Source organism: Myxococcota bacterium (assembly GCA_039030075.1).
In the GTDB taxonomy this organism is placed as follows: Bacteria; Myxococcota_A; UBA9160; order UBA9160; family SMWR01; genus JAHEJV01.
This window is the reverse complement of sequence record JBCCEW010000002.1, coordinates 179,149-203,108: the sequence shown is the minus strand read 5'-3', so window position 1 is coordinate 203,108 and position 23,960 is coordinate 179,149. Positions and strand designations below refer to the sequence as shown.

At 69.4% G+C, this 23,960-nt stretch carries 26 protein-coding genes; 16 read left to right on the top strand and 10 right to left on the bottom strand.

The annotated features are described in order from the left end of the window. Positions 1 to 123 precede the first annotated feature (123 nt). Genes AAF430_02700 through epsC form a run of 4 tightly spaced genes read right to left on the bottom strand, consistent with a single transcriptional unit; the run spans position 124 to position 3,054 of the window. Complete coding sequence (locus tag AAF430_02700) at positions 124 to 681, bottom strand: cob(I)yrinic acid a,c-diamide adenosyltransferase (GenBank protein MEM7409128.1); 558 nt, start codon at positions 679 to 681, stop codon at positions 124 to 126. Beyond that, complete coding sequence (locus AAF430_02695) at positions 678 to 1,250, bottom strand: cytochrome c-type biogenesis protein CcmH (protein ID MEM7409127.1); 573 nt, start codon at positions 1,248 to 1,250, stop codon at positions 678 to 680. The genes AAF430_02700 and AAF430_02695 overlap by 4 nt, the downstream gene beginning before the upstream one ends. After that, positions 1,250 to 2,143 carry a P-loop NTPase gene (locus tag AAF430_02690; protein ID MEM7409126.1) on the bottom strand — a complete coding sequence of 298 codons (894 nt, stop codon included), beginning with the start codon at positions 2,141 to 2,143 and terminating at the stop codon, positions 1,250 to 1,252. Before AAF430_02690 ends, AAF430_02695 begins: the two co-directional genes overlap by 1 nt. After that, on the bottom strand, positions 2,140 to 3,054 hold the full coding sequence (epsC, locus tag AAF430_02685; GenBank protein ID MEM7409125.1) for a serine O-acetyltransferase EpsC: 915 nt from the start codon (positions 3,052 to 3,054) through the stop codon (positions 2,140 to 2,142). Before epsC ends, AAF430_02690 begins: the two co-directional genes overlap by 4 nt. A 205-nt stretch (positions 3,055 to 3,259) precedes the next feature. Here epsC and AAF430_02680 point away from each other — a divergent pair, with 205 nt between their 5' ends. Together AAF430_02680 and AAF430_02675 are read left to right on the top strand one after the other, a co-directional pair. Beyond that, the gene (locus tag AAF430_02680) at positions 3,260 to 4,201 is read left to right on the top strand and encodes a PD-(D/E)XK nuclease family protein (GenBank protein MEM7409124.1); all 942 of its coding nucleotides are present in this window, start codon (positions 3,260 to 3,262) and stop codon (positions 4,199 to 4,201) included. Further along, positions 4,198 to 4,656, top strand: coding sequence for a thioesterase family protein (locus tag AAF430_02675; GenBank protein MEM7409123.1), 459 nt, complete (start codon positions 4,198 to 4,200; stop codon positions 4,654 to 4,656). The genes AAF430_02680 and AAF430_02675 overlap by 4 nt, the downstream gene beginning before the upstream one ends. Before the next feature lie 18 nt (positions 4,657 to 4,674). Here AAF430_02675 and AAF430_02670 read toward each other — a convergent pair whose 3' ends face one another. The 4 genes from AAF430_02670 to AAF430_02655 form a co-directional block, all read right to left on the bottom strand. Continuing rightward, a complete protein-coding gene (locus AAF430_02670; protein MEM7409122.1) occupies positions 4,675 to 5,139 on the bottom strand; it encodes a DUF1232 domain-containing protein in 465 nt (154 codons plus the stop codon). Further along, positions 5,129 to 5,659, bottom strand: coding sequence for an NUDIX domain-containing protein (locus AAF430_02665; GenBank protein MEM7409121.1), 531 nt, complete (start codon positions 5,657 to 5,659; stop codon positions 5,129 to 5,131). Before AAF430_02665 ends, AAF430_02670 begins: the two co-directional genes overlap by 11 nt. A 70-nt stretch (positions 5,660 to 5,729) precedes the next feature. Further along, positions 5,730 to 6,614 (bottom strand): lysophospholipid acyltransferase family protein, encoded by an 885-nt coding sequence (locus AAF430_02660; GenBank protein ID MEM7409120.1) that lies wholly within the window; start codon positions 6,612 to 6,614, stop codon positions 5,730 to 5,732. Between the two features lie 2 nt (positions 6,615 to 6,616). Next, positions 6,617 to 7,534 carry an NAD-dependent epimerase/dehydratase family protein gene (locus AAF430_02655; protein ID MEM7409119.1) on the bottom strand — a complete coding sequence of 306 codons (918 nt, stop codon included), beginning with the start codon at positions 7,532 to 7,534 and terminating at the stop codon, positions 6,617 to 6,619. Positions 7,535 to 7,641: 107 nt separating this feature from the next. On the opposite strand from AAF430_02655, the gene AAF430_02650 reads away from it, so the two are divergent. The 9 genes from AAF430_02650 (at position 7,642) to AAF430_02610 (ending at position 16,313) form a co-directional block, all read left to right on the top strand. Then, entirely contained in the window at positions 7,642 to 8,364 is a 723-nt protein-coding gene (locus tag AAF430_02650) for an alpha/beta family hydrolase (GenBank protein MEM7409118.1), read from the top strand. After that, the gene (locus AAF430_02645) at positions 8,361 to 9,065 is read left to right on the top strand and encodes an MBL fold metallo-hydrolase (protein MEM7409117.1); all 705 of its coding nucleotides are present in this window, start codon (positions 8,361 to 8,363) and stop codon (positions 9,063 to 9,065) included. Before AAF430_02650 ends, AAF430_02645 begins: the two co-directional genes overlap by 4 nt. A gap of 249 nt (positions 9,066 to 9,314) precedes the next feature. Then, positions 9,315 to 10,097: an electron transfer flavoprotein subunit beta/FixA family protein gene (locus AAF430_02640; protein ID MEM7409116.1), complete on the top strand. Its 783-nt coding sequence runs from the start codon at positions 9,315 to 9,317 to the stop codon at positions 10,095 to 10,097. Positions 10,098 to 10,116: 19 nt separating this feature from the next. Next, a complete protein-coding gene (locus tag AAF430_02635; protein ID MEM7409115.1) occupies positions 10,117 to 11,088 on the top strand; it encodes an electron transfer flavoprotein subunit alpha/FixB family protein in 972 nt (323 codons plus the stop codon). 406 nt (positions 11,089 to 11,494) lie between these two features. Then, entirely contained in the window at positions 11,495 to 12,325 is an 831-nt protein-coding gene (locus AAF430_02630) for a ParA family protein (protein ID MEM7409114.1), read from the top strand. Continuing rightward, positions 12,318 to 13,421: a lysophospholipid acyltransferase family protein gene (locus AAF430_02625; GenBank protein MEM7409113.1), complete on the top strand. Its 1,104-nt coding sequence runs from the start codon at positions 12,318 to 12,320 to the stop codon at positions 13,419 to 13,421. The genes AAF430_02630 and AAF430_02625 overlap by 8 nt, the downstream gene beginning before the upstream one ends. Continuing rightward, complete coding sequence (locus tag AAF430_02620) at positions 13,418 to 14,428, top strand: hypothetical protein (GenBank protein MEM7409112.1); 1,011 nt, start codon at positions 13,418 to 13,420, stop codon at positions 14,426 to 14,428. Before AAF430_02625 ends, AAF430_02620 begins: the two co-directional genes overlap by 4 nt. Before the next feature lie 63 nt (positions 14,429 to 14,491). Continuing rightward, positions 14,492 to 15,055 (top strand): elongation factor P, encoded by a 564-nt coding sequence (efp, locus tag AAF430_02615; protein MEM7409111.1) that lies wholly within the window; start codon positions 14,492 to 14,494, stop codon positions 15,053 to 15,055. Then, positions 15,048 to 16,313, top strand: coding sequence for a patatin-like phospholipase family protein (locus AAF430_02610; GenBank protein ID MEM7409110.1), 1,266 nt, complete (start codon positions 15,048 to 15,050; stop codon positions 16,311 to 16,313). The genes efp and AAF430_02610 overlap by 8 nt, the downstream gene beginning before the upstream one ends. A 44-nt stretch (positions 16,314 to 16,357) precedes the next feature. Here the strand turns inward: AAF430_02610 and AAF430_02605 are convergent, their stop codons facing one another. Further along, positions 16,358 to 17,374: a FecR domain-containing protein gene (locus tag AAF430_02605; GenBank protein ID MEM7409109.1), complete on the bottom strand. Its 1,017-nt coding sequence runs from the start codon at positions 17,372 to 17,374 to the stop codon at positions 16,358 to 16,360. Positions 17,375 to 17,387: 13 nt separating this feature from the next. Continuing rightward, positions 17,388 to 17,948, bottom strand: a complete 561-nt coding sequence (locus tag AAF430_02600; GenBank protein ID MEM7409108.1) for a sigma-70 family RNA polymerase sigma factor — start codon at positions 17,946 to 17,948, stop codon at positions 17,388 to 17,390. Positions 17,949 to 18,249: 301 nt separating this feature from the next. Between AAF430_02600 and AAF430_02595 the strand changes: the two genes are divergently transcribed. From AAF430_02595 to AAF430_02575, 5 genes are all read left to right on the top strand, one after another. Further along, entirely contained in the window at positions 18,250 to 20,796 is a 2,547-nt protein-coding gene (locus AAF430_02595; GenBank protein MEM7409107.1) for a TonB-dependent receptor, read from the top strand. Positions 20,797 to 20,802: 6 nt separating this feature from the next. Next, positions 20,803 to 21,120 carry a hypothetical protein gene (locus AAF430_02590; protein ID MEM7409106.1) on the top strand — a complete coding sequence of 106 codons (318 nt, stop codon included), beginning with the start codon at positions 20,803 to 20,805 and terminating at the stop codon, positions 21,118 to 21,120. Beyond that, positions 21,117 to 21,446, top strand: coding sequence for a hypothetical protein (locus AAF430_02585; GenBank protein ID MEM7409105.1), 330 nt, complete (start codon positions 21,117 to 21,119; stop codon positions 21,444 to 21,446). The genes AAF430_02590 and AAF430_02585 overlap by 4 nt, the downstream gene beginning before the upstream one ends. A 9-nt stretch (positions 21,447 to 21,455) precedes the next feature. Beyond that, complete coding sequence (locus AAF430_02580; protein ID MEM7409104.1) at positions 21,456 to 23,063, top strand: PepSY-associated TM helix domain-containing protein; 1,608 nt, start codon at positions 21,456 to 21,458, stop codon at positions 23,061 to 23,063. 241 nt (positions 23,064 to 23,304) lie between these two features. Continuing rightward, entirely contained in the window at positions 23,305 to 23,940 is a 636-nt protein-coding gene (locus AAF430_02575) for a PEP-CTERM sorting domain-containing protein (protein MEM7409103.1), read from the top strand. Positions 23,941 to 23,960 lie beyond the last annotated feature (20 nt).

Here is a 23,960-nt window from a genome sequence, read left to right as displayed (position 1 = left end):
AAAGTCTTGAAGAGCGTGGGCATCGCACTGCTCTTGTCGCTGGTGAGCGGCCTGCTGATCGGGACCTGGCTGCGCATGCGACTCGATCGACCCACCGTAATCCTCGGCGCGACACCGGCGCGGCTAGCGCCCGATGCCCTCCCACTCGACGTCGGGCTGCCCGGCCCGCTTGTTCGCGACGCGCGCCATCACGAACAAGAGATCGGATAGCCGGTTCAGGAAGGCGAGCCCGGTCGCGGAGACGTCTTCGTGGCGGGCGAGTTCGACGCAACGTCGCTCGGCCCGGCGGCAGATCGTGCGCGCCACGTGAAGCGCCGCCGCCGCCGCAGTTCCCCCCGGCAACACGAAGCGCTGCAGGGGTTCGAGCTCCTCTTCGAGCGCGTCGATCTGGGTTTCGAGGGCCGCGACGTCGGCATCGGTCGGCTCGGGCACGCCGCTCTTCGCGCGATGGGCCGGGTCCGGCGTCGCGAGTGCCCCACCCAACGCGAACAGGAGCGACTGGATCTCCTGCAAGGCGGGTGCGAGATCGCCGCTGTCCGTGGCGGCGGCCGCAACGCCCACGCTGGCGTTCAGTTCATCGACAGCGCCGTAGGCTTCGACGCGCAGCGCGTCCTTCGGTACCCGGCCTCCGCCGAAGAGATCCGTCTCGCCGGCATCGCCCCGGCGCGTGTAGACCTTCATGCGTCTCGATCCTCGTCCTTCGGAGCTTCGTCGGCATCCTCGCCGCGCAGCGCGGCGTCGAGCCGGCGCTCCTGCTCGGCGTCGAGCGGAGCGGGCGGCGGCGCACCGTCCCCGCCTCCGCCGCCACCTCCGCGCCGGGTCGCCATCACCAGGAACCAGGCCAACAAGCCACCGCCGCCGAAGAAGGCGAACGCCGGCAAGAGGTACGCGGTGATCCCGATGCCGTCGGTGCGGGGCGTCGAGCGGATGTCGTCGCCGTAGCGCTCGTAGAGCTCGGCCTCGATGTCCTGGCGACTGCGACCCGCCGCGGCCTGCACGATGATCCACATCCGCAGGCTCTCGGCTTGCGGGCTCGGGCACTCGGTGAGCGTGCGCCCCGGACAGAACGGGCTCAGCAGCTCACCGGCCATCGCATACGCCCAGGGCGGCGGACCTTCGGGGTCGTCGGCCGCTTCCTGAGCCGCGGTTCCGTCGGCGGCGAGCGCCAGCAGCATGGCCACCATCACGCCCGCGGCGCGCGGCGCATGGGCTCGGCGCATGCGCGGTGCCGCGACTCTCCCTTGGTGCATCACTGGTCGGCGCCCTCCGCGGCGGCAGCGTACCCCAACACGCGCTCCGCGAGATCGCGGAACGCGCGCCCGACCGGCGTCCCGGTTCCGGCCCCGACGGCATAGAGGTCGCCCCGATCCGCCGCGCGCGCCAGAGCGGCGTCGAACGGAATCTGGGCGAGCAGGGGAATGCCCATCTTGTGCGCGAGCGTCGCAGCGGGGGCTTCCTGAAACAGCGCCGATTCGTGACCGCAGGCATCGCAGACGACGCTCGCGAAGTTCTCGACGAGTCCCAGCACCGGGATCCGCGCCTCGTGGGCGCGTCGCAACGAGCGCTCCACCGCCAGCAGCGACACCTCGCTGGGGATCGTCACGGCGACGGCGACCACCGTGTCCGGCAACCAGCGCCGCAGGGCGGGCAGGCGGTCGGAACCCGGCGCCAGATCGACGACGAGGGTGTCGAGCTCGCCCCAGGCCGTGCGACCGATCAGATCGGCGAGTGCCGACTGCTCCATCGCACTGCGCAGCATGGCGCCCTCCCCCGCCGCGCCGTCCCAGTCGAGCGCCTGATTGCCTTGCAGGAAGAAGTCCATGCTCTGCACGCGGATCCCACCCGGCCCGACGGCGGGACGCAGTTGGCCGTCGCCCCCGACCCGAATCGGTTGGCCGCGGAGCCCGAGCATCTTCGCGGCCGAGGGTCCGTGCAGGTCGGCGTCGAGCAACCCCACGCTGCGGCCGTCGTGGCCGAGGCACGCGGCCAGCTGGGTGGCGACGGCGCTCTTGCCGACGCCCCCCTTGCCGCTCATCACGGCGACGATGCGCCCGACCTCTGCCAGGCTCGCCAGGGTGCGCTCCCGAACGCGCTCCGCGTCCTCGAGCGAATCGAGCAACTCGGGCGCGTCGGGACTCGTCACTTCTCGTCGAGGGGCCAGCCCAGCTGCTCGAACCCGCCCGCGTCGCGTCGTGGTTGCACCCCATGACGCGGCGGTTCGGCCACCACGCGGGAGCCCGGCGCGATGGACTCGGTGATCCAGACGTTGCCGCCGATCACGCTCTCACGGCCGATCACCGTCGAACCGCCGAGGATGGTGGCGCCGGCGTAGATCGTGACCCCGTCTTCGATGGTGGGGTGGCGCTTTTGACCGCGCAGCGACTCACCCTGGCGCGGCGACAGCGCGCCGAGGGTCACGCCCTGGTAGATCCGGACGTCGTCGCCGATCTCGGTCGTCTCGCCAACCACCACGCCGGTGCCGTGGTCGATGAAGAAGCGGCGCCCGATCCGGGCACCGGGGTGGATGTCGATGCCGGTTCGGTCGTGGGCGTGCTCGGCCATCATCCGCGGCAGGATCGGCACGCGCAGCGCCGCCAGCGCATGGGCGATGCGATGGATCGCGATCGCCCGTACGGCGGGATAGGCCGCGACGATCTCACCGAACCCGCGGGCCGCCGGATCGCCCCGGTAGGCGGCCTCGACGTCCTCGGCCAGCCGGCTGCGAATGATCGGGAGCCGGGGCAGGAAGTCCTCGACCACGGCCATCGGCTCGAGGCCGTCCGGGAGCTGGACCGCGCACAGGAGTTCGTGCAGGCGCATGGCCAGCTGGGGCACTTCCGAGCGCAGGGTCGAACGCTCGTGCTGCATCAGCACCAGGCGCTTCGTGCGCTCGACCCAGTCGGCCACCTCGGTGCGCTCGGGCAGGCCTTCGCTGGCGGCCTTGGCGAGGGCGCTCTCGGAACTCGCCACCAGGGCACTCACGGTGCGTTCGACGACGTGGGGATCGAGCATCGGATCACGAGACCCGAGGAGGACGGACTTCCCGGAGGACATGGAGCGGGCTCCTTGGGGCGCGCTGCCAGTGTAGCGTGCTCCCCGCTTGAGGCCCCCGGGGGCCAGTAGTACGATGCGGGTCGAGCGAGCGTGGACCCCATCCTCCCCTCGGCCTGGCGTTCGCTCTCTGCGGCCCGCGTCGTGCCTTCGGAGCGCGCGGGCCCGTGCAAGCATGCGACCGGCCTCGCCCGCGCGGGAGCCGTGAATGATGGGGTCCGCTGACGTGGCCAGAAACGGGTCGGGCAAAGAGGTCTACAGCCACTCGCGGCTGTCCTCCTTCGAGAACTGCCCCCAGAAGTTCCAGTACCGCTACCTCTGGAAGATCCCGGCCGAGAGCGAGTCGATCGAGGGCTTCGTCGGCAAGCGCGTTCACGAGGTGCTCGAGCGCCTGTACAAGACCGCGGCCACCGGTCGCGTTCCGACGCTGCCGAAGGTGCTGTGGCGCTACCGCAAACTCTTCGAGGAAGCCTACGACCCGACCCGCGTGCGGATCGTGCGCGCCGGAACCCCGCTGCTTCACTACATCGAGCTGGGCGAGCACTGCCTCTCGAACTACTACCACGACCACTACCCCTTCGACGGTGACGAGACGCTCGCGGTCGAGGAGCACGTCCGGTTCGACCTCGACGGCACCGGTCAGTACCGCCTGCAGGGGTTCATCGACCGCATCGCGCGCACCAGCGACGGCACCATCGAGATCCAGGACTACAAGACGTCGGCCCGGGTCCCGAGCCAGTCGCAGATCGACTCCGACCGCCAGCTCGCGCTCTATCAGCTGGGCATCGGCGCTCGCTTCGGCGAGGGTCGGCCCGTACGTCTCGTCTGGCACTACCTGCGCCAGGGCAAGACGCGGGTCTCGACACGCACGCCGGCCCAGCTCGACCAGCTGCGCGACGACACGCGCGGGCTGATCGACCGGATCCGCAGCGCGCCCGCGTTCCCGGCGAAGACCAGCGCCCTGTGCCGCTGGTGCGAATACCGGCTCGGTTGCCCGGCCAGCCCCGAGCGCGACGAAGAGCGTCCCGTCTACGCGCCGCGTCCTGCCGCCACGCGACCGCCGCGGCGCAAGCGCGATGACGGCCCCGCGCCGGCCGTCGCGGATCCGGGCCAGCTCAGCTTCGGTTTCTCGCCGGGCGTCGGCTCTTGAAGCGGGCTCCCGAGCCGCCCGAAGGCGCGGCGGTCACGACCCTCCGACACGCGGTCCCGTTCTTCGAGACCGATGCGATGGGCATCGTCCACCACTCGAACCATGTCCGGTACTTCGAGCTGGGCCGGATCGCCTGGCTGCGCGAACACGACCAGCCCTACGAGCGCTACGTCGAAGCGGGCTATCACTTCGCCACGATCCGGGTGGAAGTCGACTACCACATGCCCGCGCGTTTCGCGGACGAAGTCGAGATTCGGGTATGGGCCGATACGGTCCGCTTCGCGTCGCTGCGGATGGCCTACAACCTGTGCGTCGAGGGAGCCCCGATCGCCACCGGGTTCACCGAGCACGCGGCCGTCGACACCGATGGGAAGGTCCGCCGGCTGCCCTCCGAGCGGCGCGACGCCCTGGCTGCGCTGGTCGGAGACAGCGAACCGCGCACGCGCGTGCGCTGAAACGCTTTGCGCGGGGGTCTAGGACAGACCCAGTCGGCCGCGCACCCAGCCGCCGAGCTTCCCGGTTACGAACTCCTCACACCAGGCGGCGGCGCGCTGGATCACGGCGAGGGCGTCCCCCTGGCCGGGCCAGTGATCGCGCACCACGTCCGGGTGCACGTGGTTGATCAAGCGGGAAAGCGCCGCGGTCACGACCACGAAATCGTCGATCAGTCCGATCGGCCCGAGCAAGAGCGCCGGGAGGACGTCGATGGGCGAGAGCACGTAGCCGATGCCCACGAGGGCAACGAGCTTCGAGGTGCGCGGGACGCGGCGGTCGCGCAAGAGACGCGAGAGCAACACGGTGAAATCGGGCAGGAGCAGCAGCATGTCGCGGAGGTCCGTCGACGATCCGGGCACCACCTCGCGCACGCGACTCCGGAAGCGTTCGTACACTCGCTGCTCGCGCGGGTTCAATTCGATGGTGATGGGTTCATCGGCCATGGTTTCCCCCGGCGCCCAGGACGTTCGGCGCGGACGGCAGCGCCACGCCGTCGATCAAGAACTCGGTGTGGCGATCGCCGCCGTCGTAGCGTTCGGTCGCGAAGAAGGGCTCCTCGGCATCGAGCGCGCGCGGCAACAGGACGGACACGTCGTGGACGAGCGGCAGCTCTGCGAGGCGCTCGAGCGGTTGCCAACGCAACGCGCGGCCCTCGGGCGAATGCACGCGCGCGTCGACGGCGCTTCCCACGAACACGAACAGCACATGGGCGTGACCAACCATCCCGGTCTCGTGGACCACGCCGCGCAGCGAGAGCGCATCGACGTCGAGTCCGGCTTCTTCGCGCAGCTCACGTCGCGCGGCGGCTCGGATGTCCTCGCCCGCCTCGACGTGACCGCCGATCCCGTTCCACTGGCCGCGAAAGCGGTCGCCCTCTTCGGGGTGTTGCACGAGGAGCACGCTGGAGTCGTGCATCACGAAGGAGACGGTGACCAGGCGGGCTTCGTGTCTTTGGCGTGCCACGCTAGAAAGGTAGCGAAGCGCCCACCCGATCCGATGAAGATCGATCCGGTGGAGATGGGGTCCGGATCGATCAGGTGAAGATGCCGGTGCGCTCGGCGACGCCGTGATCGAGCAGCGACTTGATCTCGCGCTTCACGACGTCGACCCGGGTCTGGATCTGGGCGTCGTCCTCGTCGGCTTCTCCTTCGAAGCGCAGCGGCTTCCCGAAGTGGATGCGGTACTTCACCGGAAGCGGGAGCATCCCGAGCGGTCCGAGCCACGGGAACCCGAGGGTGATGGGCAGCGCCGGCATCCCGATCATCCGGCCCAGCCCTTTCAGGTTCGCGAAGCCCGGCTGCTGCTCCTCGGAACCCACGATGCCGACGGGCACGATCGGGGTGTCGGTCTCGAGGGCGAGTCGCATGAACCCGAGGCCGAAGCGCTGGAGTTCGTAGCGATCGCGGTAGAGCTTGTTCATGCCCCGGACGCCCTCCGGGAAGGCGATCACGCACTCCTCGTTCTCGAGCATCAGCGTGCAGTTGCGGGGCGTCCCGGCCATGGCTCCACCGCGCGCCGCGATCACGTTCACCATCGGCACCGTGGACACGAAGTACTCGGCCATGCCGCGCGCGAGGCGCGGCGGGTTGGCCTCCAGGAGCAGGGCCGTCGACAGCATGGTTGCGTCGAAAGGCAGCTGTCCCGCGTGGTTGGCGATGACGAGGACCCGCCCTTCGGGCATGTGCTCGATGCCGTGGGTCTCCACCCGGAAGTAGTACTTGTAGAGCAGCGCTCCCGGGAAGGTGCTGCTGCGCATGGTTTCGAGAGACATCCCGAAACGGTCGAACCCGTACTCGTTCAGCTCGTTCGGAACCCGCGCCAGCTGGGCGTCGATCTCGGAGCGGAGATCGCTGTCGCCGCTCGGCACCAACTCGCCCGCCAGCTCCTGCAGCGTGTCGACCCAGCCTTCTCCCGCCATCCCTAGTGCACCACGCTCGAGAAGATCTCTTCGAGCCCGAAGAGAGGCCGGAAGTTCGTAGCCTCGACGAAACGGTCGCCCGCGATCGTGACGGGGTACTTCAAATAGTCGATCACGCCCGGCGGATACGGGTTGAAGCCCCAGCGAAAGCCGCGATCGAAGTAGCCACGCAGGATCGGCTCGGGCACGGGCAGCGCGCTGCCCCCCGTCTCGCGAATCGCCGTGTGGAGCGGCACCTGGCCGGGACCGGTCACGTTGAACACTCCCTGCAGGCCGTGTTCGAGGGCGAGGGCCACCGCCTCGGAGACGTCCTGCTCGTGGATGAACTGCATCATCGGGTCGAAGCCCATCACGGTGGGTACGCGGCCCTGACGCAGGTACTGGCCGACGATCGAGTGGACGTAGGTCCCGAGCACGTTCACCGGACGGATCACACAGGTATGGAGGTGCGGATAGCGCCACAGGTAGGCCGAGGCGAGCGCATCGACCTCGACGAGGTCGCGGATCTCCGGGTAGGAGCGACTCGCCGACAGCGGCGCGTCTTCGTCGAGGTAGTAGGGATTCTCGGGGAACGCTCCGTAGACGTAGGAACTGGAGAGCACCACGACCTTCTGCACGCCGTGGTGGATGCAGTGATCGAGCAGCTGCTTCGTGCCGCGCACGTTCGTGTCGTAGCGCTCGCGGTCACTGCCCCGGAAGTGTCGGATGAAGCCCAGATGCACCAGCGCGTTGGGCATCTCCGTGCGGATCACGTCCTCGAACTTCTTCTTCCGGATATCGACGAGGTGAACCTGGACACCCCGAGGGGCGCCTTCCCAACCCACTCGGTCGACGCCGCAGACCTCGTAGTTCTCTCGGAGCCGGCGGGCCAGGAGCCGTCCCTGGCCTCCCGAAATCCCCGTGATCAATACCTTTTCCATCGACGCCTCGGGGGGTTACCGCTCTACCGTATCAGAACCGGGGCCCCGCGCCGAGCACTCTGGACGGCCGTGCTAACGTGCCGGCTCGCTAGAGCCCCTGAGGGAACGTGGTCGAACCGTCATCGCGCTACGAAGACATCAAGATTCCGCTCTCCGAGTCGGTGCACGGCATGGAAGAAGTGTCGGCGGTGCTCGGCGTGCCCCGCTGGTGGCCCACCGGGTCCCGCGTGAGCGTGGTGATGGCACACGGCGCCGGGGCCGACATGAACGATCCGGCGATCGTGGGCGTGCACCGCGAGCTGACGGAGCGCCGCTACCTCTCGCTGCGGTTCAACTTCCCCTTCGCGGAGGCGGGGAAGCGGAAGGTCGACGAGATGCCGGTGCTGCGCCGGGCGCTGCGCGCGGCGATCAGCGCGCTGGGGCGCGACCCGACGGCGGCCCCCGCCCATCTCTTCTTGGGGGGCGTGGGGATGGGCAGCCAGGTGGCGGCCGACCTCGCGAGTTCCCGCGTGCGGGTCGATGGCCTGTTCCTGGCGGGCTACCCGCTGCATCCGGCGAGCAACCCGGAAGAGCTGCAGCCCGAGCAGCTGTTCCGGATCGTATCCCCGGCCCTCTTCCTCCAGGGCGACCGCGACAAGTTCTGCGATGTCGACGCGCTGCGCCGCACCCTGACGCGCGTGGGCGCCCCGACGATCCTGAAGGTGATCCAAGAGGCCGACCACAAGTTCAAGGTCCTGAAGAAGTCAGGACGTACCCCGGAAGAGGTCTACGAGCAGATGAGCAATGCGCTGGACGAGTGGATCCAGGCGCTGCTCGGCGGCACTGCGTGAGCGGGGAGTCGGACCTCTACTTCGAACAGATCCCCGTCGGGCGGATGGCCAATCTCGCCTACCTGATCGGAAGTCGCACCACCCGCGAAGCCGTGATCGTCGACCCGGCGTGGAGCGTGGACGCCCTGCTCGACCAGGCCGAAGCCGACGGCATGAACGTTACCGGCGCCCTGGTCACCCACTACCACCAGGATCACGTGGGCGGCTCGATCTTCGGGATGGACATCGAAGGCGTCGACCGCCTGCTCGAGCGCCATCCGGTTCCGCTCTACGTGAACGAGCACGAGGCCGACGGCACCAAGCAGGTGACCGGGGCGTCCGAGTCGGACCTCTCCCGGGTGGCCGCCGGCGACACGATCGAGTTGGGCCCGGTCCGCGTCCGCATGCTCCACACCCCGGGGCACACCCCGGGATCCCAGTGCTTCCTCGTGGAGGAGGACGGGCAGCCCAGCCGACTGGTGTCCGGGGACACCCTGTTCCTGGGCGCCTGTGGCCGGGTGGACCTGCCGGGCAGCGACCCGGAGGCCATGTACCGGAGCCTGAACGAGACCCTGGGCCGCCTGCCGGACGAGACCCTGGTCTACCCGGGCCACCTCTACTCGACCGAGGCCTACGACACCCTGGGCAACGAGAAGCGCAGCAATCCGTTCCTGCGTGTGACCAGCCTGGAGCAGTTCCTCCAGTTCATGGGCGTGGCCTGAGCGCTCGCCGGGCCCCCCAAAGTTCGTTTGGAATCGCGTCCCTACCCGACTCGCCGAGGCGCCGGGTGGGCGCTCCGGGCTGACGCGGAGTCCGCGTAAGCCACTGGTTCGGTACGGTTTTTCCGCCGTCGGCGGCTTGCGGGGCCCGTCGCGGTCGACTAGGGTTCGCCCGCCTTGAATGGCCCCCGGCGCCTGCGCGCCGGGTTTTTCGTTTCCCCCTTCCCCCCCCTTACCTGGAGGCCATCCCCCATGAAGATCATGGTGTGCCTGAAGCAGGTGCCCCATCAGGATGCCCGTTTGGACATCAATGGCGGCGGCACCTGGATCGTGGAAGACAACATCAAGTTCGAGATCAACAGCTACGACACCTACGCCCTCGAAGAGGCGCTCCGCATCAAGGACGATGGAGAAGCGGATGTCGTGGTGGTCTCGATCGGACCCGACCGGGTCACCCAGGCGCTGCGCACCGCGCTGGGCATGGGCGCCGACCGCGCCATCCACGTGAACGATCCCGACACCGAGGGCTCCGACGCCCTGGGCATCGCGAAGGTCCTCGCCGCGATCGCCAAGGAAGAGAACCCGGACCTGATCTTCATGGGTCTGATGTCGGACGACGGCAACTTCGCGTCGGTACCGCCGATGCTCGCCGAGCTCGTCGGTGTGCCGCACACGACGGCCGCCGTCGCCATCTCCCGCGCCAACGGCACGCTCACCATCGATCGCGAGATCGAGGGCGGCGCCTCCGAGGTGCAGGAGCTCCAGACGCCCTGCCTCGTGGCCGTGCAGACCGGTCTCAACCAGGTCCGCTACGCGTCGCTCAAGGGCATCATGGCCGCCAAGAAGAAGCCCCTCGATACCAAGACCGCGGCCGACCTCGGCCTCGGCGGTCAGGTGGGCGAGAGCGCGGCGAAGGTGAAGATCGAATCGATCGCTCCGCCCCAGAAGGGTGATACCGCGGAGATCCTGTCCGGCTCGACGGACGAGGTCGTCGGTGGACTCGTGGGCAAGATCAAGGAGCTGGGGGTTCTCTAGCCCCCCGAAGGAGTCAACCGTGGGTAGCATTCTCATCGTTACGGAAATCCAGAACGGTCAGATCCGCGAGGCGAGCTATGAGCTCGCCGCCTTCGCCCAGAAGGTCGCGGGTGCCAGTGGCCGCGACGTCCAGAGCCTGGTCGTGGGCGACGGCGTGAGCGGCGAGGCCGAAGCCTTCGCGAAGAAGGGCGGCGGCACGGTCCACACCGTCGACAACGCCCTGCTCGCGAACTACAACGCCGAAGCTGCGGCGGGGGCGATCAAGGCCGCCATCGCGGCGACGGGCGCGGACCTGGTGCTGATCTCGAACACGCCCAGTGGCTGGGACGTCGCCCCGCGCGTCGCCGCGGCCCTCGACGCCGGCTTCGTCAGCGACTGCTTCGACGTCGACGTCGCCGACGGCAACCTCGTGTTCAAGCGCCGCGTCTTCAACGGCAAGCTCGACGCCACCATGACGACGAGCTCCGAGAAGGTCGTGGCCACCGTGCAGCCTGGCGCCACCGCGCCCTACGACGGCAGCACCGACGGGTCGGTCCAGGCCCTCGACGCCACGATCGAGGCGAACCACAGCAAGTTCGTCGAGATCAAGGTGTCCGAGGCGAAGGGCGTCGACCTCTCGAAGGCCGAGGTGATCGTCTCGGGTGGCCGCGGCGTCGGCGACCCGGAGAAGTTCGGGGAAGTCATCCAGCCGCTCGCCGATGCGCTCGGCGGTGCGATGGGTGCGAGCCGCCCGGTGGTCGACGCGGGCTGGCTCCCGCACGAGTACCAGGTGGGTTCCTCGGGCCAGGTCGTGACGCCGAAGCTCTACATCGCCGCCGGTATCTCCGGTGCCATCCAGCACCTCGTCGGAATGAAGGGCTCGAACTACATCATCGCGATCAACAAGGATCCCGATGCGCCGATCTTCGAGGTCGCGAACCTCGGCGTGGTGGCCGACCTCTTCGAGATCGTGCCCGCCCTGACCGACGCGGTGAAGGCCGCCAAGGGCTAGCCCCGGTCAGCCGGTGCCGCGTCGCGAGACGCGGGCACCGAAACGACGCAGAAACGACGGCCCCCGTTCACGCGGGGGCCGTTTTTTTGAGCGATTGCATTGACTTGGACGAGATGCGGCAGTAACTAGGAATGGCAGGCCGCATCCGACCCCCCGTCGTAGGCGACGCGTTGGCAAGGCCTCTTGCAGTTCTTCTCAGTGGTGTCCTCGGGCGATCCGCCCGGGACGTGCTCCCCGTTGCCGTCGATCCTTCCGCCGCGCGAACCGCAGACGACGGGGCGACCTCACCGCGAGGCCGAGGGTGAGCGCGAGCGCCGCCCGGGCCGGGTCCAGGGGCCAGGACTCGCATCCGCGCCGGTTCGGGACGGGAACCGGATCCACAGCACCGCTGCAGGCCGGGGGGGCCATGCACGCGCCGCGTCGCATCGCATTCATCAATGAAAAGGGTGGGAGCGCCAAGACCACCCTGGTCGCGAACCTGGGCGCCTACCTCGCGCTCCATCGTGGCCACCGGGTGCTGGGGATCGACATGGACCCCCAGGGCCAGCTCGCGAAGGTCTTCGGCGTCGACCATCGCGCGCCGGCGCGATCGGCGATCGACCTGCTGCTGGACGAGATGCTCGGCGACAGCCTCGACGCCCGCGCGACGGACAGCGCCGTGCTGCCGGTGGTCCACACGCGCATCCCGGGGCTCGACCTGGTCGTTGCGAACAAGTCGCTCGGCCTGTTCCCCGGCTTCCAGGACGCGAGCGACCCCGACCCGACCGGCCGCCTCGCCGCGACCCTCGACGCCGCCCAGGAGCTCGACCGTTACGACTTCGTGTTCTTCGACGCGCCGCCGTCCTTCGGGCCGCTGACGCTGAACGTGTTGCGGGCGGCACAGGAGGTCGTGGTCCCCGTGCCGCTCACCTACCTGGCCCTCGACGGCTGCGCCGAGCTGATGCGCACGCTGGCCACCGTGCGCGATCGCTACGACCACCCGGACCTCACCGTGACGATGGTGGTGCCGACCTTCGCCCGCCGCACGAAGCTGGCCCAGGAGATCCACGACCAGCTGAAGGCCCGCTTCCCGAAGGAAGTCGCCCACAGCGTGCTCGGCTACCACGTGCGCATCGACGAGGCCCAGGCCCGGGGCATGAGCGTGTTCGAATTTGCCCCGCGCGACCGCGGCGCGAAGACCCTGGCGCAACTCGCCGAAGAACTCGAGCTGCGCGCTCCGGTGGACGAGCATGTCTGAGTCGAGCGAATCCCAAGCGGGCGCCTGGCTCCCGGAGTCCAGCGCGGAAGAGGCACCGGCGCTGCTGCCCGAGCGCGATCCCTTCCTCGAGTCGGGCGCACCTGACCCGGTCGAGGCGCGCCTCGACTGGCTCGAGCACGAACGCGGTCGCTCCCGGCGCCCCGCCCGGACCCGCACCCGCGCCACCACGCCTCGCCCGCGACCGCGCCGCGCGCCCGCCGCCGAGGGCGTCCCCACGCTCGCCGAGATCGAGCTGCCCGAGGACCTCCAGCTCCTGGACCGGGTGCTCCCCGAGCGGGCCCGACGCGCACTCGCCGCACTCGGTCACCTCGTCGAGGGCGAGGGACGCTACGACCGCTTCGGGTTCTCGCCGGAGGCCGCGCGTCGCACGCTGCCCTGGTTCTACGCCCTCTACCGTGCCTACTTCCGGGTCACCAGCTCCGGACACGAGCACCTGCCCGAACGGGGAGCGTGCGTGCTGGCCTCGAACCACGCGGGGCTCTTGCCCTTCGACGCGGCGATGACGGTGGTGGACTGTCTGCTCCACACGGATCCGCCGCGCCTGCCTCGCGCGATCGTCGACCGCTGGGCCGGCGAGCTGCCCGGCGTGAACGTGTTCTACGCGCGGGTGGGCCAGGTGATCGGGACGCGTGAGAACTTCTCGGACCTCCTGGGTCACGACCAGCTGGTGCTCGTCTACCCGGAAGGAGTCGCCGGCATCCGCAAGACGATCACCCAGCGCTACCGGCTGCAGCCCTTCCGCGTCGGCTTCGTCGAGCGCGCGCTCCGCGCCGGGGCGCCGATCGTGCCGATGGCGGTGATCGGCTCCGACGACCAGACACCCGTCCTCTATGACTGGGAGGGCCTCGCGAAGCGTCTGGGGATTCCTGTCGCGCCGATCACTCCGACCTTCCCCTGGCTCGGGCCGCTCGGGCTCCTGCCCTATCCGGTGCGCTACCGCATCGTCTACGGCGAACCGCTCGACTTCCACGAACGCTTCGGTCCGGAAGGCGCCGACGATGCGCGCCTCGTGAAGCATCTCTCGAAGCAGGTGCGCACGCGCATCCAGCGGCTGATCGATCGGAACCGCCCGTGAAGCGTGTCCTGGTCACCCACGCCGACGAGCCGATCGGTCGTCGGGTGGTGAAGTGCCTGTTCCACGACCCCGAGGTCGAGGCGCTGTTCCTGGTAGGGAGCGGCCCCACGCCCCGTTCCTTCGACCGCTACCTGGCCCAGGACGGGCCGGCGGTCCGCTACGCCCGGGTCGCCCTCTCCCGCCATCGGCCGGCCAGCGATCTGTTCCACTCGGCGGCGTTCCGCGAGTTCGAGATCGACAGCGTGGTCCACCTGCCCCAGCACGGCGCGACCTCGGTGCCCAGTGCGCCCGCCCTCGGCGGCCTCGACGCGCGGACGGCCGAGGTGCGGCTGGTGCTCCAGCACTGCCTCGAGACCCCGACGATTCGCCACCTGGTCGCGCTGGGCAGCGCGTTCGTCTACAAGCTGCAGCCCGGGAACGCGAACCGCCTCACCGAGGACAGCGAGCTCGACTTCGACCCGAAGATCGACCCGGAGCAGAAGGCGTGGGTCGACGCCGACATGATCATCCACGGCGAGGTCCACAACGACCGGCTGCGCGTGGTGCTCTTGCGAGCGCCGACAGTGGTTGCGGCGGGCGGCGATGCCTACCTGAACCCGGCGCTCCAGGGCCGCTCGCGGCGGGCACGCCCGCTCGGCTTCGACCCGATGTGCGCGGTCATCTCGGACAAGGACACGGCCCGCGCACTCCAGGCCGCCGTCCACAGTGACCGCCCGGGCATCTACAACGTCGCGGGTCGCGAGGCCGTGCCCTTCTCCCAACTCGCCCGCTGGACCGGGCGCGCCGCCTGGGCGGTGCCGAGCCCGATCCTGGGCTGGACGCGGATCGCGCTGCCTTGGAGCGGCGGTCGCTCGGCGCCGGCGCCGCTGTCGCGCAGCCTCCGCTACGGCTTCACCCTCGACACCCAGCGGGCCGAGCGGGAACTCGGCTTCGCACCCGGCGATCGGATCGGGTTGGCCCGCGCCGGCGACGGCAGCTTGCGGCTGGAAACGGCGTCCTCGGCCTGAGATTCGGGCTCCAGCAGGGGCCCCGGGTTGCCGCTAGACTGCTCGCCCACCGAAGGGAGCCTCATGGCGGTCGATACCTCTCAGTTCCGCAACGGCCTCAAAGTCGAGATCGACGGTGAGCCGTTCGTGATGACCTACTTCCAGCACGTGAAGCCTGGCAAGGGCGGCGCCTTCGTGCGGACGAAGATCAAGAACCTGCGGACGGGTCGGGTCCTCGAGAAGACCTTCCGCTCGGGCGAGAAGCTCGACGAGGCCGACGTCGAGGACAAGAAGATGCAGTACCTCTACCAGGACGGGGAGTCGCTGATCTTCATGGACCAGGAAACCTACGACCAGATTCCTTTTACGCTCGAGCAGATCGGCGACGCCCGGAAGTATCTCAAAGAGAACCTCGACGTCGACGTCGTGTTCTGGCGGAACAAACCGATCAACATCGAGCTGCCCGCCTTCATCCAGGCGGTGATCACCCAGTGTGACCCCGGCCTCAAGGGCGACACGGCCTCGGGTGCCACGAAACCCGCCACCCTCGAGACCGGAGCGGTCGTGCAGGTGCCCCTCTTCATCAAGGAAGGGGAAACCATCCGCGTCGACACCCGCTCCGGCGAGTACGTCGAGCGGGTTGGCTAGCGCTCCCGCGGAAGCCCCGGCTCCCGGTCGCTCGCCCCGGCGGGCCCTGGTCTTCTCTGGCGGCGGCGCCCGCGGCGCCTACGAAGCCGGAGTCGTCCGCTACCTGGTGGAAGAGCTGCCGAAGCGCATCGGCAAGCCGGTCACCTTCGACATCCTGTGCGGCACCTCGGTCGGGGCCATCCACGCGTGCTACATGGCCGCGACCTCCCAGCAGGGCCCCGTCCGCGGCGCCCAGCTCGTCGACTTCTGGCGGCGGATGAAGATCGAGGAGGTCCTGCCCTTCAGCCGGCGCGACCTGCTGGGCCTCCCCCGGCGAATGCTGGGGCTGCGACGCATGGCCGACGCCATGCGGGGCGGAAGCCCGCCGGAGCGCATCTACGGCCTCCTGAACACCCAGCCCCTGGAGCGCATGGTGGTGCGCGCGGTGCCGTGGCGACGGATCCGGAGCAACGTCAACCAGGGCCACGTGAGTGCCGTGTGCGTCGCCGCCACCGAGATCGCCACGGGCCGCGTCGTCGCCTTCCTCGAGACCCGCGACCGCGACCTGCCGGGCTGGACGCGCGATCCCTCGGTGGTACCGAAGGTGACCCACCTGCGTCCCACCCATGCACTGGCCAGCGCCGCGATCCCGCTGCTCTTCCCGGCCGTGCGCATCTCCCAGACCTACTTCGCCGACGGGGGCCTGCGCCTCAACACGCCGCTCTCGCCGGCGCTTCGACTCGGCGCCGACAAGGTGCTGGTGGTGGCGCTGCGGCCCCACGCCCAGCACGCCCATGCGCAAACCCTCGCGCGGCACCGGGTCGAGGACTACGCGAACCCCGCCTTCCTGTTCGGGAAGATCCTGAACTCGATGCTGCTCGATCACCTGGACACGGACCTCGCGCGCATGCGCGTGATGAACGACATGATTCGCGACGGCGAGAAGGCCTTCGGTGAGGAGTACACCCACCGGCTGAACGAGGTGTCGACGAGCGAGCGCGGCCAGCGCTTCCGCCTGATCGACGACCTGGTGATCCGGCCCACCGCCGACCTCGGTGCCCTGGCCGCCGACGTGCTGCAGGACATCCCGGAAGCGAAGCTGCGCTCGCCCTTCTTCCGGCTGGCGATGCGCAACCTGGGCGACGACCCGCGCAGCGCCGAGAGCGACCTGTTTTCCTACCTCCTCTTCGACGGCGACTTCCTCGCCCCTCTGACCGAGCTCGGCTTCCGCGACGCCGCCGCCCGCGAAGACGAACTCGCGCGCTTCTTCGAGGACTGAGCGAGCGACGATCGGGTCCGGTCGTCGCCGCTCCGCGACGCCGCTCAATCGCGGGCGAGGATGCGGGTGGCGTCGCCCGAGCGGTCGATGCGCACCGGGAACATCTCGGTGAGCCCGGCGAGCAGCGCGTCGATGTCCTCCGCGCGGAACGAGGCGGTCACCTGCAGGGCGCCGAGGTCGGGATCGGCGAGCACGACGGGGCGGTCGTGGTAGCGACTCGCGTCGGCCACGACATCGGCAAGCGTGGCATTCGTGAAGACCAGCCGACCGCGCCGCCAGGCTCCGACCGACTCGACCCGCACGTGCGCGAGATCGCCCGCGCCGCGCCGATCGGACACGATGACGCGCTGGCCGGGATTCAACCGAACTCCGCGATCCAGCGAGGACTGGCCGTCGCCGACACCGACGATCCCCTCGGCGACCGCCACGACCGTCCGTTCGCCTCGCCGCCGCATCTCGAATGCGGTTCCGAGCGCGCGCGCCTGGGTCGCCCCCGCGGTGACCTCGAAGGGTCGATCGGCATCGTGCGCGACCTCGAAGTAGGCCTCGCCCGAGAGGAGTCGCAGCCTGCGGTGTTGCCGGTCGAATGCGATCTCGAGCTCAGAAGCACCGCCGAGTGTCACGCGCGTGCCGTCCGACAACGCGGTGGTCGTCACCTCCGCATGCGCGGTCGAGAGCGTTCGGGGGGAACCGGACCAGGGCCAGCCCAACCCGCGTTCGGCGGGGGATGCCCACCAGAACACGGCCGCGAACAGCGTGCCGACCAGCGCCAGGGACGGCACCAGCCCGAAGCGGGTCGCGGAGCGCCGACGAGGCCGTGCCGGTGCCACCCGCACCTGCGGAGCGGGCTCGTCGATCCAGGCCGCATCGAGGTCTGCCCGGTCGAGGCTTCCGAGCTCGCGCCAGAGCGCCTCGGCGCGTGCGAGCGCCGCCGCGTGGCGCGGGTCCGAAGCCAGCCAGGCGTCGAACTTCGCCTGCGCTTCGGCGGGCAAGGGCCCGTCCGCCAGAAGCGCACGCCACCCATAGGCGGCGTCCCGGATGTGATCCGGCAATCGCTCCATGTATCGCGTCCCGTTAGCGCTTCGAGAGAGCTGCGTCGATGTCCGCCGTCGCACGCGCGACGTGCTTGGTCACCGCCGTGCGCCCGATGCCGATCCGCTTCGAGACCTCGGAGTAGCTGAGCCCCTCCACGCGATTGAGGAGGAAGACCCGGCGTCGCTGCTCCGGCATCTTGCGAAGGGTCGCAAGCACGACGTCCAACCGTTCCTTCGATTCTAAGACGCGCTCGGGGGTGAGGACGACACCCTCGTTTTGCATCGAGCGAGAATCTCGGGCGTAGCGGTGACGCACCTGCTGGGCCCGCTTGTCGGAAATCGCGATGTTCGAGGCAGTGCGCCACAGAAAAGCGGCAGGATTGTCCACCTCGCGCGTCGGCCGATGCCCGATCAGCTTCGCGAACGCCCGCTGGGCGACGTCCTCGGGCTCGGGAGGACCGGCGCCGAACGCGGCGTAGAGGGACGCGACCAGGCGCTCGAAGTGCTCGACGTAGAGCTGGCCCACCGCCGAAGCCGACCAGACCGAATCACCCACCTGCTTCACGCCCGCCGCGCTCCTGTAGTCGTTCCACCGCGCCATGCTAGTCGACTTTGAAATTCATTTTCAAGTGGAACCGGCACGCCGCTCCCGTTTTTTCGTGATTTTTCAAAGGCTTGCGTCTCCGGGCCCAAGGCCCGATCTGGGGCAGGGGCCGGCGCGCCGCCGCAAAGGTTCGGCCCTGCGCCGGTCCGGCCGGAGTCGGGACGCGACGCGGGCGACCGGGGGTGTCGTTTTCCGACGCCCACGCGTCGTTCCTGACGTGAATCCCGTCCCCCATCCGCGGAGCCGGCGGTCTGGCTGCGATGCGAACCGCCCGCGCACGGCGCTTGGCCGCCTCCTCGTGACCATCTGGCTCCTGTGCGCAAGCGGCGCACTCGCCGCAGACGCACCCCTTGCCGTCGATCTGCCGGCGCAGTCGCTGCAGACCTCCCTGCTCTGGTTGGCGGAGCACTACGGCTTCCCCTTGATCGCACCGGCGGAAGTGGTCGCCGGCCGCACGGCGCCTGCGATCGCCGGAACCTGGACGGCGGAAGAGGCGCTGCGCGAGGTGCTGCGCGGCAGTGGCCTCGAGGGCCATCGGCTGAACTCCGGGGCCGTGCTGATCCGCACCGTGCCTCCGAAACCTCCTCCGGTGGTGGTGGAGCCGGCGGCGCCCGATCCCGAGCCCGACCCGTTCGATGGCGGTGAGATCATCGTGGCCGGGACCAAGGACCGCTCCACCCTCCACGAGGAAGCGGTGTCCGTGGAAGTCTTCTCGGAGCAGCGCATCGATGGCGAGTCCATCTTCGAGCTCGACGAGCTGCTCTTGCGCACACCGAACGTGACGCTCTCCGGGCCGACCAGCAATGTCACGATCCGCGGCATCAGCCGGAACGGGACGACGGGAACCGACAACACGGTCGCGGGAGTCACCTCGAACGTCTATTCGGATGGCGCGCCGGTGTCGACCATCGCCCTCACGGGCGGCTTCGAGTCGCTCTGGGACGTCGGCCAGGTTGAGGTCCTGCGCGGCGCTCAATCGGTCACCCAGGGGCGGAACGCACTCGCCGGCTCGATCTACCTCTCGACGCGGGACCCGACGTATCACTGGGAGGGACGGGCCCGCGCCCGGGCGGGCAACTTCGACACGCGACAGTACGCCATCGCAGTGTCCGGCCCCCTCATCGACGACCAACTCGCGTTCCGCGTGAGCTCGGACCTCCAGGAGAGCGACGGCGTCGTGAGACGCGCGGAAGACGGTTCGGAATTCGACCCGACCGAGAGTCTGCTCGTCCGCGGCAAGCTCCTCGCCGAGCCCGAGGCGATCGAGGGCCTGCGCGTCGAGCTGCTCGTCGAGCACGCCGAGAGCGAGGTGGGCGGAACGTCGTCGTTCGTCAACGCTCCGTTTGGAGCAGACGACCCGGCCTTCGCCAGCTTCGACTTCACCGACCGCAAGACCTTCAACGACCCGCAGCGCAACGACACCGAAGTCATCCGCGTGGTCGGCGACGTCACCCACGAGTTCGACGAGAAGCTGAAGCTGCGTCTCATCGGCACCTACGAGGACGCCGAACGACGCCAGAGGGTCGGCAGCCTGCGCGACCCGGGGAGCTTCGATCGAAACCTCGAGTCGATCGAGAACACCGCCACGTATTCGGGCGAAGCGCGGCTCGAGCTCGAACTCGACTGGCTCCGGCTCGTGGGTGGCGGCTACTACTTCGAGGATCGCCGCGAGCTCGGGGGCACCCAGGTGCTGCTGCTCGCCCCGCTCTCCATGGGAATCCCGATCGATCCGATCGATTCCCGCCTCAGCGCGGATCAAGACGTCGACTCGAAGACGCGCAACTGGGCGCTGTTCGGAAGCGCACGCGCCGACTTCCACGAGCGTTTCAGCGTCGAGATCGCCCTCCGCTACGACAACGAGACGACCCGCACGAAGAGCGCTCCCGTGACGAACCTCTTCGTCGATCCGCCCAGCTGCGTCGCGCTGACCGGCATCACCCCGCCGCCCACCTGCATCGCCCTGGTGCGCGCGTTCTCGTCGGAGCGAGTGGACCCGAACCAATCCGGTGGGTTCGGGGTCTGGCTCCCGCAGGCCGAACTCACTTATCGCTTCACCAGCAACCACTCCGTCTTCGTCACCGCCCAGCGCGGCTATCGCGCCGGCGGAACGTTCCTGCAACGTTCGGGCGAGCGCTTCGTCGTGGGCGAATTCGACCCCGAGTTCCTCGACCAGGTCGAGGTCGGGTTCCGAACCCGCTGGCGCGATCGGACGCTCACTTTCAACGCGAACGCCTTCTACTCGAAGTACGAGGACCAGCAGCTCACGGTCCCAGGACCCAGCATGACGCTCTTCGACAGCCAGGTCGTCAACGCAGGCGAATCGACGATCGCCGGCGTCGAAGCGACGGCCGAATGGAAACCCATCTCGGGTCTGCAGCTCTATGCGAGCTTCGGGTATCTGTTCACCGAGTTCGACGACTTTCCCTTCGCGCTGCCCGGCATGCCCTTCGAGAACCTGGAAGGGAACGAGCTCCCGCGCGCCCCCGAGTACTCGGTCTCGGTCGGCGGCCGCTATCAACACGACACGGGACTCTTCGTCGACGGCGGCGTCACCGTGGTCGACGGCTACGAGACCGACATCGCCAACCTGGGCCAGACCGAGCTGGGCCCCGGCCTCGCAGAGAAGGTGGGCAGTCGCACCATCGTGAACCTGCGGGGCGGCTACGCCCACGAGCATTTCATGCTCTACGGGTTCGTCACCAACGCGCTCGACGAGGACGAGCCCGTGGGCGTCAACCTGGGGAGCGTGAACCGAAACACGGGAACCGTGAGTCTGTTCGGCAACCCCTCCCAATCGCTGACGCCGCCGCGCATGGTCGGGGCGGCACTCGAGGTCTACTTCTAGGAAGCCATGGAAGCGGTGCTGGTCTGTTGGCTGTACGTCTGCAGCGCGCTGGTTCGCGGACCGCGGGAGGTGCGATCGAGCACGAAGGCGCCGGGCCGGCGCATGACGCGGGCGCTCGGTGCCACGGCCGCGCTCGGCGCTCTCTCGTTCCTCTCTCACCACACGGGCTTCGAACGCGGCCTGCCCCTGTGGGCCGCGTCCCTTTCCCTCGCCGCCATCCTGGATCTGTGGATCGCTGCGTTCCGTCGCACCTGGCAGCCGTGGCTGCTGTCGTCGGCCCTCGCTTGCGTCGGCCTCGCGGGTTGCCGCGCCTGGCTCACGTGAGCCCGCTTCTGATCGCGGGAGTCGTGACCCTCGCCGGACTGGCCGGGGTCGGCCTCGGGTTCGCGACGCGCCGGGCGCCGCGGCTCCTCGGCGCCCTGGTCTGGGCCTTCGCCGCGGCACTCCTCGTCACGTCGGGACTCGTCGCCATGCTCTCGCTCTCGTTTCGCGACGAGGTGCGGGTGGCCACGATGACGCTGCCGCTGGTGTGGGTCGTCTTCGAAGTGATCTGCTTCTGGACGGAAACGGGACGGCGTGCCCTGACTTGGCTGGCCGTGTTCGCCAGCGGCGGCGCGCTGGCGACCCTGACCGCGCGGGTCGTTGGGTAGAGGCACGCATTGGAACGCGATCGGCATCGCCGCCTCTACGATCTGCATTCCTGGACGGGCATCACGCTGGGCTGGTTCGTGTACCTGGTGACCTTGACGGGTTGCTTTGCCCTCTTCGAGAAGGAGATCCGCACCTGGGAGGATCCCGCGAGGCGCCTGACGCTTCCGGCGCAAGGGGCCCCCATGCAGTCGGCCCTCGAGCGCTTCGTCGCGGAGGCCTCTGCTGGGATGGAGATCCGCTTCGTCGCGTTCACGCCCGCCACCGGGATCGAGCCCTACCACGCAGCGCGGGTGGGCACCCGCGCCACCGACGGCACGTCGGGCATGGTGCACCGTCGCTGGAACGTCGCGACGGGCGAGCCGCTCCCCGAACACGCCATGGGGCTCTCGGAATGGCTGCTCGAGTTCCACCGCAGCCTGATGTGGCCGGACGCGTGGGGCGGATATCGCGTCGGCCGCACCCTGGTCGGCATCGCGGGGGTGGCGCTGCTGCTCTCCTTGCTCACGGGAGCGCTCATCCACACGAAGTGGGCACGTTCCTTTCACGTGCTGCGCGTAGACCGATCCGACCGCTTGCGTTGGCAAGACCTGCACAAAGTGCTCGGACTCTGGCTGCTGCCCTTCGCATCGGCGATCGCCGCGACGGGAGCCATGCTCGGGATGGTCGTCGTGAGCCCGGCGGCGGTCTTCCTGGCCATCGGCGGAGACCGGTCCGCCATCGACCGCGGCAACCGTCCCCCGCCCGCTCCGCCGACGGCGGAACGGGCCGCCACGGCGATGCTCCCGATCGAACGCTTCCTAGAGATCCGCCACCCGGCGACGGGACACGTCCCTGCCCTCGTGCAGTTCCGCCGTTGGGGCGAACCCGACGCAACGGCCGAGCTGCGTTTCCCCGTGGAAGAGCGGCTCGCGCGGTACGAGATCCGGGTGGTGAATGCGGTCTCGGCGGCGGAGGTGCCGGGCCACGCCGGCAACCGGCCGGTCACGACCGCGCAACGCCTCTACGGAACCGTCGCTCCGCTCCACTTCGGGACCTACGGCACGCTCGCCACGAAGGTCGTCTACGCGCTCCTGGGCACGCTGCTGGCGATCGCCGTGCTCCTCGGAAACGCGATGTGGATCTCGCGTCGCTCCCGGCTCGGCGCGGTCTCGACGGCGAGCCGGCGCTATCGGAGGCTCGACCGGGCGAACGTGGGAATCGCGCTAGGCATCCCGCTCGCCACCTTCGCCTGCTTTCACGCCGACAAGCTGTGGTTCGGTGCCGCCGGGAGTCCCCGCGTCGGCATCGGAGCCGTGTATCTGTCGGTCGCCGCGGCCACGGGCCTCTACGCAGCCGTCCGTTCCGACCGGGACGCGGCCCTCCGTGAACTCCTCCGTCTCCTCGCCGGGCTGTGCGTGGGAGTGCCGCTCGTCGACGCCGCGACCGGGGGTGGCCTGGTGGCGATCGAGGACCTCGGGCGCGGGGTACCTCATGCGTGGGTGAACGCCAGCGCGCTGCTGACCGGACTGGCAATCTGGGCGGCCACCCCCGGGTTGAGCCGGTTCGCCGCGCGCTCGGCGCGCCGCGCGGCGGCGGCACGTGGTGACGCGGACGCCGACGAGGGCACTCGGGCCTGAGTTCGCGGGCCGCGGGGTCCCCCAGGGCGACGCGCCGGAAAAAGAGGCCCGCGGCCGGATTCGCGGTGTCGTTTCGCGGGGTTCGCTCGTCGTCTCCCCGAAAGCCGCGCGATCGGCGCGGCCGGAAACCGAGCATGACCCCGAAGCAGCTTCCTGCGACGGTCTCGCGCCAGGCAAAACCCATCGACCCGCTCCCCTCGCCCGGGGTGGTGCGGGCTCCGGAGAAACGGACATCCCTTCCATGCTTCAGTCGAATCGGATCTTCCTTGCCCTGGCCTTCCTGCTTTCTGGATCTCCCGCGACGGCCGTGATGCCCGAAGTGACGCTGGATTACGAGGGCACCCTCGACACGTGTGTCGGTGTCTGCACGCTGTTCGCGAGCGTCGGCGATCCCTTCACGGCCGAGTTCCGCCAGGTAGCGCCCGGGCCGGGCACGCACACCCTGGGAACCGATATCGGGATCCCCAACGTGCCGCAGAGCCAGGACCCGCAGTCCGACGTCCAGAACACGGCCTGCCTGCGCGACTTCGGCGTCGGGACGGTCGTGTTGGGGACCGCTTCGATCGGACTCCACGTCAACGGAGCCCCCGAGAGCCCCGGCGCGACGAGCCTGGACCTCGATGCTTCGAACAATGTGACCGGGGGGTTCCTGAACGTCCAGACGCTGGACGGGCTGCCGGAGCTGCTCGGCCAGCCCCGACTCATCACCGACATCGACGTCGATGCGGGAACCTTCGTCACGATGTTCGACACCGGCGTCGGCCTGGTGACGATCGCCTCGGGCACCGGCGCGTTCTTGCCGGAGCCCAGCTCGGCGTGGATGCTCTGTGTCGGCGGCGGCGCGATCATCGGTCTGAAGCGACGCAAGCGCACCTGATCGATCCCTGAGGGCCCTGG